The sequence below is a fragment of the Lysinibacillus sp. KU-BSD001 genome (assembly GCF_042920265.1).
Taxonomy (GTDB): domain Bacteria; phylum Bacillota; class Bacilli; order Bacillales_A; family Planococcaceae; genus Lysinibacillus_B.
In genome coordinates, this window is sequence record NZ_JBDQZI010000003.1 from 360285 (window position 1) to 376591 (window position 16307).

Annotated in this window: 15 protein-coding genes and 1 other annotated feature; of the genes, 14 read left to right on the top strand and 1 reads right to left on the bottom strand. The window is 38.1% G+C overall.

The genetic code is table 11. From position 1 onward, the window contains the following. Positions 1-281 precede the first annotated feature (281 nt). Positions 282-917, top strand: a complete 636-nt coding sequence (locus AAGS61_RS07035; RefSeq protein ID WP_391369288.1) for a hypothetical protein — start codon at positions 282-284, stop codon at positions 915-917. Here AAGS61_RS07035 and AAGS61_RS07040 read toward each other — a convergent pair. Continuing rightward, positions 894-1085 (bottom strand): hypothetical protein, encoded by a 192-nt coding sequence (locus tag AAGS61_RS07040; protein ID WP_391369291.1) that lies wholly within the window; start codon positions 1083-1085, stop codon positions 894-896. The two genes, AAGS61_RS07035 and AAGS61_RS07040, sit on opposite strands and share 24 nt — an antisense overlap. A gap of 435 nt (positions 1086-1520) precedes the next feature. Then, positions 1521-1776, top strand: a binding site (T-box leader). A 41-nt stretch (positions 1777-1817) separates the two neighbouring features. Here AAGS61_RS07040 and AAGS61_RS07045 point away from each other — a divergent pair. The 13 genes from AAGS61_RS07045 to AAGS61_RS07105 all read left to right on the top strand — a co-directional run bounded on the left by AAGS61_RS07045 (position 1818) and on the right by AAGS61_RS07105 (position 16163). Then, positions 1818-4460 carry a valine--tRNA ligase gene (locus tag AAGS61_RS07045; RefSeq protein WP_391369294.1) on the top strand — a complete coding sequence of 881 codons (2643 nt, stop codon included), beginning with the start codon at positions 1818-1820 and terminating at the stop codon, positions 4458-4460. A gap of 165 nt (positions 4461-4625) precedes the next feature. Next, positions 4626-5897, top strand: coding sequence for a bifunctional folylpolyglutamate synthase/dihydrofolate synthase (locus AAGS61_RS07050; RefSeq protein WP_391369297.1), 1272 nt, complete (start codon positions 4626-4628; stop codon positions 5895-5897). Then, positions 5894-7132: a bifunctional folylpolyglutamate synthase/dihydrofolate synthase gene (locus AAGS61_RS07055; RefSeq protein WP_391369300.1), complete on the top strand. Its 1239-nt coding sequence runs from the start codon at positions 5894-5896 to the stop codon at positions 7130-7132. The genes AAGS61_RS07050 and AAGS61_RS07055 overlap by 4 nt, the downstream gene beginning before the upstream one ends. 92 nt (positions 7133-7224) lie before the next feature. Continuing rightward, complete coding sequence (locus AAGS61_RS07060; RefSeq protein ID WP_391369303.1) at positions 7225-7854, top strand: hypothetical protein; 630 nt, start codon at positions 7225-7227, stop codon at positions 7852-7854. An 87-nt stretch (positions 7855-7941) separates the two neighbouring features. Continuing rightward, on the top strand, positions 7942-8529 hold the full coding sequence (locus AAGS61_RS07065; RefSeq protein ID WP_391369306.1) for a Maf family protein: 588 nt from the start codon (positions 7942-7944) through the stop codon (positions 8527-8529). A 13-nt stretch (positions 8530-8542) separates the two neighbouring features. Then, complete coding sequence (gene radC / locus AAGS61_RS07070) at positions 8543-9241, top strand: RadC family protein (RefSeq protein WP_391369309.1); 699 nt, start codon at positions 8543-8545, stop codon at positions 9239-9241. 893 nt (positions 9242-10134) lie between these two features. Further along, entirely contained in the window at positions 10135-10530 is a 396-nt protein-coding gene (locus AAGS61_RS07075) for a hypothetical protein (RefSeq protein ID WP_391369312.1), read from the top strand. 866 nt (positions 10531-11396) lie between these two features. Continuing rightward, on the top strand, positions 11397-12413 hold the full coding sequence (locus AAGS61_RS07080) for a rod shape-determining protein (protein WP_391369315.1): 1017 nt from the start codon (positions 11397-11399) through the stop codon (positions 12411-12413). Between the two features lie 12 nt (positions 12414-12425). Then, positions 12426-13337 (top strand): rod shape-determining protein MreC, encoded by a 912-nt coding sequence (gene mreC / locus AAGS61_RS07085; RefSeq protein ID WP_391369318.1) that lies wholly within the window; start codon positions 12426-12428, stop codon positions 13335-13337. Then, positions 13337-13861, top strand: a complete 525-nt coding sequence (gene mreD / locus AAGS61_RS07090) for a rod shape-determining protein MreD (RefSeq protein ID WP_391369320.1) — start codon at positions 13337-13339, stop codon at positions 13859-13861. The genes mreC and mreD overlap by 1 nt, the downstream gene beginning before the upstream one ends. A 73-nt stretch (positions 13862-13934) precedes the next feature. Beyond that, on the top strand, positions 13935-14603 hold the full coding sequence (locus tag AAGS61_RS07095; RefSeq protein WP_391369322.1) for a septum site-determining protein MinC: 669 nt from the start codon (positions 13935-13937) through the stop codon (positions 14601-14603). A 1-nt stretch (position 14604) separates the two neighbouring features. Next, positions 14605-15402 carry a septum site-determining protein MinD gene (gene minD / locus AAGS61_RS07100; protein ID WP_391369324.1) on the top strand — a complete coding sequence of 266 codons (798 nt, stop codon included), beginning with the start codon at positions 14605-14607 and terminating at the stop codon, positions 15400-15402. A gap of 182 nt (positions 15403-15584) precedes the next feature. After that, the gene (locus AAGS61_RS07105; protein ID WP_391369326.1) at positions 15585-16163 is read left to right on the top strand and encodes a hypothetical protein; all 579 of its coding nucleotides are present in this window, start codon (positions 15585-15587) and stop codon (positions 16161-16163) included. Positions 16164-16307: the final 144 nt, after the last annotated feature.

The following is a 16307-nucleotide window of genomic DNA, read 5'->3' on the forward strand; positions in this document are numbered from 1 at the left end:
AGAGAAATGTTTCCCTAGTATATCGAGAAGTATTCACTTTTGCCGTAGCGCGCCATAGCCACAGGAGCCAAGATTTTCTTTGCGACGAAAGCGTAGCGTCAGGAGCAGGAAATCCAAACAGGCCACGCCTGTTTTAGCTCCTGTGTAGGCTGTGGCAAAGCGCGGAGGCTATGATATATACCTTTCACTATTTAACAGGTATTTTTAGGATACAATTTTGCTCATTACGAGTATGAATAAATCCCTCCTTTATGCATACGGTGTTGCAAGGAGGGATTTTTTTGTCGCAAATAATGGATTGGCACGTAGAAGAAGTATTTAAGTTTCCGCTTGAACTTGGAAGTGTGAAAGAGAGTAAATCAATAAACGTCCGAGTCAATTGGGAAAAAGAACAACTAAATAACGCAATTCGCATACAGGGCATCTATCATATAACAGCAAAAGTACAATTTGGATTAGAAGCACAACCGCAATCTGCTGAAGGTACGTTCATTGAACATATTGATTTAGCAGATGATGAAGGTTATTTCGAATATGCTTTGCCATTTAGATTGGAACTACCAAATATAGAATTGAAAGATTTACGAGTAGAAGATATTCAAACAACATGTCAAGATGTACTTCGTATAGGATGGCAAGTCGTTTGTGTGTATGAAGAGTTAACGGTAACAGACGATGTACAAGATGAAACGTTGTATATAGAGGAACCGAAATTAGAATTGAAAGAAAGTACAAATGCAAAAGTGAAAGAAGAACCTAGACCAGAAATTGTAGAGGCATTTGTAGAGTCACCTATGGAACAGTTGGTGGAAGAATATGTTGAAGAAACGGTAAAAGAATCGACAGGATTTTTGTTTGAATTAGAGGACAGTTATCGCAAACAATCTGTTCCTTTAAATAATATCCGCCAACAGTAGATAGGCTAAAAGTGCTAAAATAGCGAGCAAAATCATATCGCCTGTTGTGGGTACAATAAGTGTGCGGATTGCTTGGAATATGGCTACTGGTAATATGATGTGTCTACAGTAAAAACGTGTTTTACGAAGCCACTTTGGCAATAAATAAGGGTTATAATTTCGCCTCATTTTTATAACTTCCTTTCGTTTTAAAATCGACTATCCGCTGCTGTGGATAGTCTTTTTTTAATAAGACTGTTTTATAAAGGTTATAAAAGAATCACTGATGAAACTTGTGAAAATAAACAAGCATATTTAGTCAAAAGGTTGTTCAAATCAGCATAAAAAATGAACCTGTGAAAAATTATATGAATGATTTAAGTAGATTATGGCAACGACTATAATAGTTGTGAATTTTGACGGTGAATGATTCGATAAAAAGCTGTTATACAAATTATAGAGAGGTCATTATAGTCTATTCTTCGACATGTGTTTACGACACAACAAGTAAAAAGTTGAATGCTTATGTAAGCATGATGGCAAATCGCTTCGATGAACCTTATATATTTGTAACTTAGCTTGAAAATCATGCATAAATTGTTTACAATAGCAGGTAGCTAAATATTTGATGCAGTGAATAGGAAGAGTAAAAAACAGGTAATGCTAGCAGAGAGGGAACGGTAGCTGAAAAGTTTCCGCATGAGCGTTTTTGAATGTAGCCTAGGAGCAGCCTTTATGAACTAATAGTAGTAAAGAGCCGGTTAAACACCGTTAACGAATGAAGTGCCAATGTGGCAGTGAGCTTAGCAAAATGCTAGCGCTTGACTCAGCCTATTTGGAAGTAAAGGTGGTACCGCGATCTAACTCCCTCGTCCTTTTATAGACGATGGGGGTTTTTTATTTTCTAAAGGAGGAAACAACATGACAGAAATTACAATGCCGACAAAGTACGATCCACAAGGCACAGAAGCTGGTCGTTATGAATGGTGGTTAAAAGGCGAATTTTTCAAAGCACAGCCAGAGAGTGGGAAGGAGCCATATTCCATCGTCATTCCACCGCCAAACGTAACAGGGAAACTACACCTTGGCCATGCTTGGGATACAACATTACAAGATATCATTATTCGTATGAAACGTATGCAAGGCTATGATGCACTTTGGTTACCAGGGATGGACCATGCGGGGATTGCAACACAAGCAAAAGTAGAAGAAAAATTACGCGGTGAAGGTGTTACACGTTATGACCTTGGTCGTGAGAAATTCCTTGAAAAAACATGGGAATGGAAAGAAGAATATGCTTCTCATATTCGCGCGCAATGGTCAAAGTTAGGCTTAGCACTAGATTATTCACGTGAGCGTTTTACGTTAGATGAAGGTTTATCGGATGCAGTAAAAGAAGTATTCGTAAAACTGTACGAAAAAGGTTTAATCTACCGCGGTGAACGTATTATTAACTGGGACCCAGCAGCTAAAACAGCATTATCGGATATCGAGGTAATCCATAAAGAAGTAGAAGGCGCATTTTACCATATGGAATACCCATTAGCAGACGGATCTGGCAAATTACAAGTAGCAACAACACGTCCAGAAACGATGCTTGGGGACTCTGGCGTAGCGGTTCACCCAGAAGATGAGCGCTATAAACATTTAATCGGAAAAACAGTTATTTTACCAATCGTTGGTCGTGAAATTCCAATCGTAGCAGATGATTATGTAGATATAGAATTTGGTACAGGTGTTGTAAAAATGACGCCAGCACATGATCCGAATGACTTTGAAGTGGGGAATCGCCATAACTTAGAGCGTATTTTAGTCATGAACGAAGACGGGACGATGAACGACTTAGCCGGCAAATATGCAGGTATGGATCGCTTTGAATGCCGTAAGCAAATCGTAGCAGACTTACAAGAACAAGGTGTGCTAATTAAAATTGAGCCACATGTTCACCAAGTCGGTCACTCTGAGCGTTCGGGTGCAGTAGTAGAGCCGTATCTGTCGGCACAATGGTTTGTAAAAATGGGTCCTCTTGCGGAGCAGGCTCTTGCGATGCAGGCGGAAGAAGAAGAGAAGGTAAACTTTGTACCTGCTCGCTTTGAAAACACATATAATCGCTGGATGGAAAATATTCATGACTGGTGTATTTCGCGTCAATTATGGTGGGGGCATCAAATTCCAGCTTGGTATCATAATGAAACAGGTGAAATTTACGTTGGGAAAGAAGCGCCAGCAGATGCAGAAAACTGGACACAAGATGAAGACGTCCTTGATACATGGTTCTCATCCGCTCTTTGGCCGTTCTCAACAATGGGTTGGCCAGATACAGAAAATGAGGAATTTAAGCGTTACTATCCAACGAACACATTAGTAACAGGCTATGATATCATTTTCTTCTGGGTAAGCCGTATGATTTTCCAAGGAAAAGAATTTACGGGCGAGCGTCCATTTAAAGATGTCCTAATTCATGGGTTAGTACGTGATGCAGAAGGGCGTAAAATGAGTAAATCATTAGGTAACGGTGTTGACCCAATGGATGTCATTGACCAATACGGTGCAGATTCGCTACGTTACTTCTTATCAACAGGTTCATCACCGGGTCAAGACTTACGTTATTCAACTGAAAAAGTAGAGTCTACTTGGAACTTTATTAATAAAATTTGGAATGCTTCTCGTTTTGCACTAATGAATATGGAAGGCTTAACGTATGAAGAAATCGATTTAACAGGTGAACTATCTGTTGCAGATAAATGGATTTTATCGCGCTTAAATAACACAATTGAACGTGTAACGGCGTTGTCTGATAAATACGAGTTTGGTGAAGTAGGCCGTGAGCTGTACAACTTCATTTGGGATGACTTCTGTTCTTGGTATATTGAAATGGCGAAATTACCACTGTACGGGGAAGACGAAGTGGCGAAGAAAACAACGCGTTCTGTACTAGCGTACGTATTAGATCAAACAATGCGTTTATTACATCCATTTATGCCATTCGTAACAGAAGAAATTTGGCAGCACCTTCCACATGAAGGCGAGTCCATTACAGTAGCAGCTTGGCCACAAGTACGTCCAGAATTTAACTTTGAGGCAGAAGCAGGCCAAATGAAGCTATTAGTAGACATTATTCGTTCTGTACGTAATATTCGTGCAGAAGTAAATACACCGATGAGTAAAAAAGTGCCGCTTTACATTTCGGCAAAAGATCCAGAAACGGCAGCAGTACTTGAAACAAATAAAGCGTATATTGAAAAATTCTGTAACCCAGAAATGCTTGAGATTGGTGTAGGCGTTGAAGCGCCAGGTCAAACAATGTCAGCTGTTGTTTCAGGTGCAGAGCTATTCTTACCACTTGCTGGTTTGATTAATGTAGAAGAGGAAATTGCTCGCCTACAAAAAGAATTAGACAAATGGGCAAAAGAAGTAAAACTTGTAACAGGGAAGCTATCAAATGAAAAATTCGTTTCGAAAGCACCAGAAGCATTAGTAAATGCAGAACGTGAAAAACTAGCAGACTACGAAGAAAAATATGCAACAGTTGAGAAGCGTTTAGCGGATTTAAAAAATATGTAATATTCCTTAATGGATGATCATTAAGAATTGAAGGGGTTGTTCAGAAAGTTTTTACTTTCTGGATAACCCTTTATATTTTGTATAAACAAGATGATAGACAAACTGTGATGAATCATAGACAATCTATAGTGGTGATTCATTTCGGCAATTTAGGAGGAATATCGATTGTTCCAATCAATGAAAGATTGTACAGATTACATTTTTGCATTAAAAGCGAGCCAATATAAAGGAGAGCCTCTGGAGTCCGCTCTAAAAATTTTACAAGCACTTGGTAATCCGCACCATACGACAAAATTTATTCACTTTGCAGGCTCTAATGGGAAAGGTTCTACATTAAATGCAACAAGAGAAATTTTAATGCATCATGGGTTAACCGTAGGGGCTTTTATTTCACCGCATTTAGAACGAGCAAACGAGCGTATTACAATTAATAAACAACAAATTTTAGATGAAGATTTTGTGCGATATGCAAATGCAATCGTACAAATTATTGAACGAGACTTAGAGGGGAAATTTCCAAGCTTTTTTGAATTTGTAACGCTCATTATGTTTCAACATTTTGCAGCACAACAAGTGGATGTTGCACTCATTGAAACGGGCATAGGCGGTCGGTTAGACTCGACGAATGTACTTGTTCCTGAAGTGAGTGTGATTACAACCATTTCGCTCGAGCATACGGAGATGTTAGGCGATACGTATGAGGAAATCGCGAATGAAAAAGCGGGTATTATAAAAGCAGGTAAACCTGTCGTTGTCGGTGTTCGTCATAGCGAGGCGCGCAGTGTGATTTGTGAAAGAGCGCAGGAGAAAAATGCCCCGCTATACATGCTTGATCAAACGATTTTACTCAATAAGAATGCGACGGAACAAACCTTTACATACGAAGCGTTAGGAAGAAAACTAGAAGGTGTATATGTGAAAATGGCAGGGACGCATCAGCTTGATAATGCGGCGTTAGCAATAACAGCTGCACTTCTGTTCGATTCTTCGATTAGCGATCAAGTGATTCGAGAAAGCTTACGATATGCGAGTTGGGATGGTCGCTTTGAACGTGTGACACCACAAATTATTTTAGATGGTGCACATAATTCAGAAGGGACCACAGCGTTACTGGCAACACTTGCGCAAGTAGCTCCGCAAAAGCGCTATAAATTTATTTATGCGGCACTTCAAGACAAAGACCATCGCATTAGTATTCGTATGATGGACGCTGTAGCAGCCGAAATGCACTTTACAGAAATCGCTTTACCACGCGCGGCAACAGCAGAAGCATTAGCGAAAGAAAGTACGCACGTGAAAAAGTTTATTCATAAAGATTGGCGTTCATTGTTGCGTGAACAAATCGCGCAAATTGCATCAGAGGAGTTGCTAATTATTACGGGTTCACTCTATTTTATTGCGGAAGTACGTACATTTTTACAGGAGGAACTAGCATGATTACAGGTTTAGAGCAATATAAGGAAAAATGGCAGATTCAAAGTGAACAAGTGATAAAACCAGGTTTACATGCAATGGAACAGGCACTTGAGTTGCTAGGCCATCCTGAACGTGAAACAATCTTTATTCATGTGACAGGGACGAACGGAAAAGGTTCAACAATTACCTTTTTAGAAGCGATTTTACGTGAACATCATGTAACGGTTGGGAAGTTTATGTCACCGTGTATTGTAGATGTACATGATCAAATTCAGATGAATGGTGAACCAATTGCTGAGGCAGAGATGGATAGGTTATTTCAAGAGATGCAACAGGCGGGGATCAGTGGGACATGTACAGATTTTGAACTACTAACATGTGCAGCTTTATTGCATTTTAAAAATAAAGATGTAGATATTGTGTTAATTGAGACTGGGATGGGTGGGTTGCTTGATAGTACAAATGTCATTACACCTGTTGTTTCCATTATCTCGAGTATTGCATTGGAACATACAAATTTCCTGGGAAATACACTAACTGACATTGCATACCATAAAGCAGGTATCATTAAAAAAGGTGTGCCTATAGTAGTAGGTGATTTACCCGAGGAAGCATTAGCGGTCGTAAAGAAAACAGCAGCAGAAAAAGAAGCAAAACTTTTCATATTAGGTCAGGATTTTCATGTAAAAAATGATTGCTTTGAACATATGCAAGTAAAGCTAGATGCATTAACTCGCAAAATGATAGGTAATCATCAAGCACATAATATGGCGTTAGCGATTACAGCCTTTTTACAAGTGGCAGCGCATTTACGTATAGAAATGGACGAAGAAGCATTAAAGAAAGGTGTTGCGGATGCATCGCTTGCGGGTCGTTTTGAAGAAGTGTTACCGAATGTTTATTTTGACGGTGCACATAATCCAGCAAGTGCTGAAAAGCTTGTTGAGATAATTAAAACACATTTCCCTCGCAAAAATATTGAGTTTGTTGTCGGGATGTTAGCCGATAAAGAGATAGATGGAGTGTTAAGGCTACTTGAACAAGTGAGTACAACATTTACGTTTGTGAATTTTGATAATGAACGTGCGATGAAGGCGAAAGATATCATAAAAAAAAGCAGGGCAGTGGATCGTCGAATTACACATGATCCGATTAGCTATTTACAACAACCTAAAGATGAGCGAACAATCATTATTGTAACAGGCTCTTTATATTTATTAAGCATGTTACGTGCACAGTTAAAGTGCGAATCATAAATGTATTTGTCGAAAAATTTTAGGACAAGAGCGACATAACTCTTGTCCTTTTTTTATTATGATTTGGTAATGTGGTGCTTGAGGTGATCGCAATGTTTTCAAAGCAAATGATTAGTACAAAGCAAGTAATTCGTGCAGCGCTGCTTGGTATATTTATCGGGCTAGCAGGCGTTGGCATTTTTGCACTTTTCCTAATGAATGCATCAGCACCAGTAGACGCTCCTGCTGTTACAACAGATGAAGGGGAAGAGGGCGATGTAGTTGAAGTAAACACACTTCCTCAAAAAAACGTGCGTTTGTATGCAAGTCAGCATGGTGCTTTTACGACGCTTGATAGTGCTACGGAGTTTATGTCTGCTTATCCTACACTAAATAAGGCACTTGTCGTACAGGTAGTGGATAAATTTTATGTTTGGTCTGCAGTATCGCCAGGGAAGTTAGAGAGTAAAATGGAGCCAACCTCATTTTCTAAATCTTTTCAGTTTTACAGTGAAGCTTGTCCGCAAGATGCGATTGCCAATATCCCCATTTATGTACAAGATGAAAATAAGCTAAAAAATAATTTTGAACAATCGACAGATAATGGACAAGCACCAGATGAGTGGAAGGCTTTTATGGAGAGTATTACAGCACTTTCCGATGATATAAATGTCATTCGGCTACATGCGTTAGCTCATTTTTATGATCAACACGATTGTCTAAAAATAAAATTTGATGAGTAAAAATGAAGCAAAATGAAATTTTACGTAATCGCGTAGATTTTTCAAAAAAGCAATTGTCAGTTATGATAGTGCCAAGGGGGTATCATCATGAATTTCAAAACAACGCACGCAGTTGTACTAGCATCAGCATCACCACGTCGAAAGGAGTTATTTAGTCTTTTAAATATTCCATTCGATATTGTGACAAGTGATGTAGAAGAGACAAGCGTAAAAGCGCAAAATGTACAGCAATATGTAACAGAGGTAGCACTGCTTAAAACGAGAGATGTGGCGAAGAAATGTCCGGATAAACTAGTGATTGGTGCAGATACAATTGTTGTTTATAATGATTGCTTACTGCATAAACCTAAATCGCGTCAAGAGGCAATAGAGCATTTGCAAACTTTATCAAATGATGTGCATACTGTCATGACCGCTGTAGCACTCATTGACCCGAATGGCACAGAAAGGACTTTTGTTGAAGAAACAAAGGTCGTGTTTAAAGAGATTCCATCAGCATTAATGGAAGCCTATGTAGCTTCAGGGGACCCATTTGATAAAGCAGGTGGATATGGCATTCAAACGGACGGTGTATTTTTCGTAGACCGCATCGAAGGCGATTATAATAATGTTGTTGGTTTACCGTTAGCTTCATTAGTAGAGCACTTATTGTCACTGCAATATATCTCAATTTAAAGGAGTGACATAGTTGACGCTTACACCATTTCCAGAGTTGAAAATTCGCGATGTTCATGAACAAGATCGACCACGGGAACGGCTCATTAGGCAAGGCGCACAAAGTTTATCCAACCAAGAATTATTAGCCATTCTATTACGAACAGGGACAAAGGAGGACTCTGTGCTGGCCCTTGCTAATCGTATATTGATGAATTTTGAAAAATTGCATGCGTTACGAGACGCAACGATTGAAGAAATGACATCGATTAAAGGTGTAGGAGAAGTAAAAGCAGTACAAATTTTAGCTGCGATCGAGTTAGGTCGTCGTCTTGCACAAAAAGAAATCAATGAACGTTTCACGATTCGTTCGCCAGATGATGCAGCGCATTTTTTAATGCCAGAAATGTCTAGCTTGCAGCAAGAACATTTTGTCGTTCTTTTTTTAAACACAAAAAATCAAGTGTTACATAAAAAGACGATTTTTATCGGTAGTTTAAACGCCTCAATCGTGCATCCACGCGAGATCTTCCGCGAAGCCGTAAAGCGCTCTGCTGCCTCTATCATTTGTGCACATAATCATCCATCGGGGGTGCCGACACCAAGCCCGGAAGATATTGATGTGACGACGCGCTTAATGGAAGCAGGCCTTATTATTGGCATTGATTTAATCGATCATATTATTATTGGTGATCATCAATTTATCAGTATGAAAGAAAAAGGCTATTTTTAAGGAATTTATGACACATGTATGCAGAGCTATCAAACATTAAAGGAAATCAATAGTTCAGTGTAAAAAATCTGTTTTTGCGTTAAGTATGAAGGTAAAGGGTCTTGTAAATGACGTATATATTTTGATAAAGAGCCCAATGTGTAATCGTTATTATTCGTAATATGTAATCGTATATTTTTTCTGTAATGGAACATTCCATGATTGTAGCTTATGGAATGTTCTTTTTATGCGGAAAAATGTAGAGTGAGTTGACACTGTTTTTGCAGAAACGGGTCATGTTTGTGCCGATACCATTGTATAAGGAGTAGCGTCAGAAAAATGCAAATTTACAATGTTAAGATTCCTAAGGTACCCACACGATGGTTTGGGTGCATTTTTCAAATGAAGGATTTTATTCGACATTTAGAGAATCATTATTTGTTAAACCTATTTTTACCATTTATGTTTAGCGTTACATTATTAACTTTACTTTTCTGAAAAGGTATGTAACTAACTTTTATTTCAGCAGAAAGAGAGTGGATTAAATTAAAAACATATATAAACAAAGAAAACGAAGCCAAGTTTTATTATTCACATATTTATATAAATTCTGGGCTAGTAGTTCTTTCAGTAAATATGGTCATTAGAAGAGTTCTAGAAGGTAAAGGTTTTAGTTATTTTTGGACTGCATGGATATTCATAACGTTATTAATGGTGATTCACTCAATAAGAAAATATAAGAAGACTCGTCAGCAAAATGCAGACCTACAAGATTAAACATTTAAGTTACCAAATCTCGCTTTGGGAATGTTTTTGAATCTATATAAGTCTTACTTTAAGATTTATTATTGATTGAATATTCGGTAAAACTAAGTATAATATAGTTATATACAATTATTGGAAAGGAGATATAGATGAAAAAGAAATTAAGTGTATTTTTACTATTAACAATATTGGCTTGTGGTATTTTTACATTTTCAAATAATTCTTATGCAGTCAATCAGATGAAAGAATTAAAAGACGACAATCATTCTACGGGGGTTCAAACTCTAACAGTTTTAGATTCCCAAGATGTGTCCTATTTAACTACAAAAGAAACTGAAGTAACTGAAGTAACTGAAGTAACTGAAGTAATTTATGCCGATTTCCATGAAGTACAAGAACACGAGTTTATCGAATTTACAAAAGAAATTGATGGGCATTTGTATAAAGGTACTCTAAGATTATATCGAGGCGTTAAGCAGGAAGACGGTAGCTGGAAAGTTACGTATAGTGGGGTGATTTCTAGAGTCGAATCGTCTAATGAATAACAGTTCTAATTTATACAAGTTGTATTCAAATAACGTTCCCAAATGAAAGTTTGGTGACACAATAAAACACTTAAAACGTTGTGCTATCAATGTTTTAAGTGTTTTTCCTTATTACATTTATATACAGCTTTCTATCCAGGGTACGCAAACACTTGATACATCAAAATTTACACGTTTATGGCTTATCGTCTAGTATGCATATAATTGTGTATATTGCTTAACGTTGTAAATCTGTATTTTTCTAGCGCCACCCCTATCAGCATGTTAATCAATGCCAAATCACCCGATCCCCACATTAGGAGCAAAAGTATATGTTTATTTATTTTCAGATGTGTTGATTATCAAAACATTTTCAGTATAGAAGCGTGTTTTTTTGCAAAACGTGATCAAAAATGACTTGCCAGTTGATTGTAGCGGAATCGGCGAGACTCCTACGGGAATAGCATGAGCGGAAGACCCCGCAGGAGTGAGGTACGAGCGACGAGGAGGCTGAGGCCATGCCCGTGGAAAGCGAGCCGAATGGAGCGGAAATCAACGTTTCATACAATTCTATTAATAATAAAAGGTAAATCAACACGCTTGATTTATTTTAATAATATTACAATAGGATGACAGGGAACCTCTTTCTACAAAAATCGTCATAGTTTTGCAATGTAATTGTTAAAAGTTACATAGTTTTTTTGTTTGTTTCGTGACAACAATACAAATAAAATAGAATAAGGAGTTTTGTTATACGGATCATTGTGTCGAAATGTTTACGAATAGTTGACATGGCACTATAATTTTGTTCGTGTATCCGCTATAATAAGGCGTATGATTTTAGAGAGCTGACACAGAATGGCTTATAGAGAAAGGGAGTACTTAATTTGTTTGGATTAGGAAATAAGGATGTCGGGATTGATCTTGGCACAGCGAATACACTAGTATTTATTAAAGGAAAAGGAATCGTTTTACGCGAGCCATCTGTTGTTGCCAAAAATACAAAAACAGGTGATATTGTTGCAGTAGGGAATAACGCGAAAAATATGATTGGTCGTACACCAGGCTCGATTGCAGCTATTCGTCCAATGAAAGATGGCGTGATTGCCGATTTTGATATTACGACAGAAATGATCAAGTATTATTTACATGAAGCATTAAAAAATTCAGGCTCTAACTGGAAAAAACCGAACGTTATGGTATGTGTACCATTTGGTATTACATCTGTAGAACAACGCGCAGTGATTGATGCGGCACGTCAAGCAGGTGCTAAAGAAGCCTTTACGATTGAAGAACCGTTTGCAGCGGCGATTGGTGCAAACTTACCTGTTTGGGAACCAACAGGCTCAATGGTTGTCGATATTGGTGGTGGTACAACGGAAGTAGCTGTTATTTCATTAGGTGGTATTGTCACAAGTGAATCCGTACGCGTTGGTGGTGATGCAATGGATCAAGCGATTATTTCATATATCCGTAAAGCATATAACTTAACAATCGGTGAGCGTACAGCAGAAGCGATTAAAGTTGAAATTGGTACAGCGCGTGTAGATGATGCAAATGAATCAATGGATATTCGTGGACGTGATTTATTAACAGGTTTACCGAAAACAATCGAAATTTCAGCAAAAGAAATTTCAGAATCGTTACGTGAAGCCATTACAGCAATCATTGACGGTGTGAAAAAGACATTAGAACAAACACCACCTGAGCTATCGGCAGATGTAATGGAACGTGGGATTGTATTAACAGGTGGTGGAGCACTACTTCGTAACTTGGATAAAGTCATTAGTAGTGAAACACAAATGCCGGTATTTATCGCAGAAAATCCACTTGATTGTGTAGCGATCGGTACAGGTAAAGCGTTGGATCATATTGATTTAATTCGTTCTCAACAAGTGAGATAAGGAGGATAGGCAATGCCACATTTTTCAAATAAAAAATTAATACTGCTTCTAGTAAGTGTAGTTTTCCTTGTGGCATTGATTAGCTTTTCATTACGTGATCGTCAAAACGCAACGTTGCCCGAACAAATAATTAAAGATACAGTTGGCTTTGCACAAGGAATTGTAGCAAAGCCGACAAATTACATAACAGGTATTTTTAGTAATATTGAAGCGCTGTTAAATACGTACGAAGAAAATAAGCTATTAAAAATGCGCTTAGAGGATTTTGCTGTATTGCAAGCAAAAGTACATGATTTGGAAGCGGAAAATGCTACGTTACAAGAACTTGTCGATAAAGAAGAAAGCTTGCGCGATTATGAACCGCTTCATGCGACGGTCATTGCGAGAAACCCTGATCAATGGGAAGAGAAAATTATCTTAAATAAAGGCTCTGTACACGGTGTAGAAAAAAATATGCCTGTTATGACAGCGCGCGGTCTCATCGGAAAAATTATTCTTGTGACACCATTTACATCAGAAGTAGAGCTTCTCTATACAAATAATTCAAATTACCGTGTATCTGCCCTTGTTCAAGGTGAAAAAGGGAATGTGTACGGCCTAATTGAAGGATTTGATGCAGAACGCAACGAACTAATTTTAAAACGCATAGATTCAAGTCAAAAGGTGCAAGTAGGAGAACGTGTCGTATCATCTGGCCTTGGAGGTATTTTCCCGAAAGGTATCCTCATTGGTGAAGTAACGGAAGTGACAACCGATGATTTCGGATTAACAAAGCTGGCGTTTGTCAAACCGACAGCGGATTTCTCCTTACTTGAAGAAGTCATTATTGCGAAACGTTCAATGACGATGGTTGATGGCCAAGATGGAGATGGCACGAATGAGGACTTAACAAATGAAAATACAACAGTTGAAGGTGACGAATAATGGTAAGGTTGTTAATTCCATTCGTCGCTGTGCTGTTGTTTTTATTGGAACCAGAGTTTTCTAAATTTTCGCCTATTCATTTCGAAAACTATACAATGTATTTAGTACCGCGTTTTTTAATTTTGTATTTAATTTTTATCTCCATTTACTATAATCGAAAACGAGCAGTTATTTATGGTTTAATATTTGGACTCTTGTACGATGTATTTTACATTGATATTATTGGATTATATGTAGTGTTATATCCAATCATCTGTTTTTTAGCAGGTTGGACTGTTAAATTTATCCATCAGCATTTAATTATTACAACAGTTTTAGCTGTTTTACTAGTTGCTGTAATGGAATTTATTTTGTATGAGTTTTTCCTGCTAATTCATTTGACAACGATGCCATTTGATACGTTTTTTAATGGTCGTTTGCTACCAACAATTGGAGCAAATCTTTTATTTTTATTAATGCTTGGTTGGGCGTTTAAGTATCTAATTGATGCTCGGTTGCTTGAGCGAGAACGTAGTATGATTTAACTGCTTTCAGTAGGTATTTAAACATACGCCTAGGTGTAATTGATAAACAGAAGCGTGGGGTGTCACTCTAACTATGAAAAAGTCGTATGTCCATATTAAAGGGACAAAAGATGGACTAGTACTTAGACTTGATGATCAGTGTGCATATTCTGAACTAGTTGAAGAGCTGGAGCAGAAAGTGTCAGAAGGTGGCATTGATGGCAAAGTAGAGGTACAACTTCACTTAGGAAATCGGTATTGTACGGATTTACAAAAACAACAGCTCATTCAAGTTGTGCAAAGCACGGGAAAAATGCTGGTGTCAAAGATATTAAGTGACGTGCTCACAATCGAAGAAAGCAATCAACAAGTTGCACAGCAAAAATGTGAAACGTATGTGGGCATTGTACGTTCGGGACAAATTGTTCGTACAGGTGGGGATATTGTCGTGATTGGCGACGTGAATCCGAATGGTCGAATTGAAGCAGGCGGCAATATTTACGTGTTAGGTAAATTAAAAGGCATTGCTCATGCAGGGATTGAAGGAAATGAGGAGGCTGTCATTACCGCGGCATTTTTTGCGCCAACGCATGTGCTAATCGCAGATCAAATGGAAGTGATGAGTAATGAGCAGCAATTTGTTTTAAAACATAGAGAACAGTTGTGTGCGTACTTAAATTCAGAAGGTGAAATTTCTTATGGACATATACAAGAGGTAAGAAAGATTCGCCCTTTTTTGGATACGTTTAAAGGAGGAAGCTAATGTGGGTGAAGCAATCGTAATAACTTCAGGTAAGGGCGGTGTCGGTAAAACAACAACAACTGCTAATCTTGGCACTGCATTGGCTCTTCAAGGGAAAAAAGTATGTTTAGTAGATACAGATATCGGTCTTCGAAATTTAGACGTCATACTTGGTTTAGAAAACCGTATTATTTATGATTTAGTCGATGTAGTTGAGGGTCGTTGCAAGCCACACCAAGCGCTTGTAAAAGATAAGCGTGTAGATGAAAAACTATTTTTATTACCAGCTGCTCAAACGACAGATAAAAATGCAGTAACAACAGAGCAGATGAAGAGTTTAATAGAGGACTTAAAACGGGAGTTTGATTATGTATTAATCGACTGTCCAGCTGGCATTGAACAAGGGTATCGGAATGCTGTTGCAGGAGCGGATCGAGCAATTGTTGTGACGACACCTGAAATTTCGGCGGTACGAGATGCCGATCGTATTATCGGACTACTTGAGCAAGAGCCGATTGAACCGCCAAAGTTAATCATTAACCGCATTCGTAAACATTTAATGGATAGCGGTGATACGATGGATATTACAGAAGTAACAGCGCATTTATCTATTGATTTATTAGGTATTATTATTGATAGCGAGGATGTTATTAGCTTTTCCAACAAGGGAGAGCCTATTGTAATGGATCCAAATAATAAAGCATCGTTAGGCTACCGTAATATTGCCCGCCGTATTTTAGGAGAATCAGTACCGCTCATGGCACTTGAGGAAGAGCGTAAAGGCATGTTGGCAAAAATTAAATCGATTTTTAGTAAATAAACATAAAAATTACTCGTAAAGGTTTTAATTTACGAGTAATTTTTTTTTATGCGCTTATCCATTTATTTAACCTAATTTTAACATTCAACCATTATATTGAAATTAATCAATAGCAAATGGTAAATGGAGAACGTATTTGTAAAGGATTTTCCACATTTCCATGTACACTTGGAGGAATGAATATGACGAAGAAATTATTACTATTAGGTGCATTCATGGCCATGCTAGCAGCGTGTGGCTCAGAAGAGGATTCAGCAGAGCCAGTTGAAAAAACAGAACCAGCAGCAGTAATTGAAGAATCAGAGGAAGCTGAAGCTGAAGTGGAATACTATGAGCTGACAGTCCCTGCTGAGTTTGCGTACGATATTGAGCAAAATGCAGATGTAGCGGCCATTTTTGAAGAGATTACGGAAAATGCTGATGGATCGATGACGTATATTATGGAAACGAATATGCATGAAGCATTTATGCCAGAGTTAGCGAAAGAGTTTGACTTTGTTATTCAGGAGATTGTTGATACGTATCCAGGTTATGAGGAAATACGCTATTCAGATGCATATGATGTCTTTGAAATTGATGTGGACTTAGCAACATTTGAAGAAGGATCAGGTACAGAGGCGCTATACCAATTAGTATTATTAACGGGTATGTATAATGCATTCGCGGGTTATGAGCCAGAAGATATTGCATTCACATTTGATTTTTTTGATTTAGAAACAGGTGAAGCGGTTGTGTCACTTGCTTACCCAGATGATTTCTAATACTGGAATCCCCCTTTTTTAAGGGGCTGTCCGAAAAGTGTTACTTTTACGGACAGTGCTTCGTTCCTATGTTAAATATCCGCTGCAGGCGGTGCTTCTGCGGTGGTAGAAATAAAATTTCCACCATCCTCGGCGCAAAGGGAG

Coding starts and splice junctions, on each gene's coding strand:
- AAGS61_RS07040 (WP_391369291.1), bottom strand. CDS start 1,085: ATGAGGCGAAATTATAACCCTTATTTATTGCCAAAGTGGCTTCGTAAA.
- AAGS61_RS07045 (WP_391369294.1), top strand. CDS start 1,818: ATGACAGAAATTACAATGCCGACAAAGTACGATCCACAAGGCACAGAA.
- AAGS61_RS07055 (WP_391369300.1), top strand. CDS start 5,894: ATGATTACAGGTTTAGAGCAATATAAGGAAAAATGGCAGATTCAAAGT.
- AAGS61_RS07060 (WP_391369303.1), top strand. CDS start 7,225: ATGTTTTCAAAGCAAATGATTAGTACAAAGCAAGTAATTCGTGCAGCG.
- AAGS61_RS07065 (WP_391369306.1), top strand. CDS start 7,942: ATGAATTTCAAAACAACGCACGCAGTTGTACTAGCATCAGCATCACCA.
- AAGS61_RS07075 (WP_391369312.1), top strand. CDS start 10,135: ATGAAAAAGAAATTAAGTGTATTTTTACTATTAACAATATTGGCTTGT.
- mreC (WP_391369318.1), top strand. CDS start 12,426: ATGCCACATTTTTCAAATAAAAAATTAATACTGCTTCTAGTAAGTGTA.
- mreD (WP_391369320.1), top strand. CDS start 13,337: ATGGTAAGGTTGTTAATTCCATTCGTCGCTGTGCTGTTGTTTTTATTG.
- AAGS61_RS07095 (WP_391369322.1), top strand. CDS start 13,935: ATGAAAAAGTCGTATGTCCATATTAAAGGGACAAAAGATGGACTAGTA.
- AAGS61_RS07105 (WP_391369326.1), top strand. CDS start 15,585: ATGACGAAGAAATTATTACTATTAGGTGCATTCATGGCCATGCTAGCA.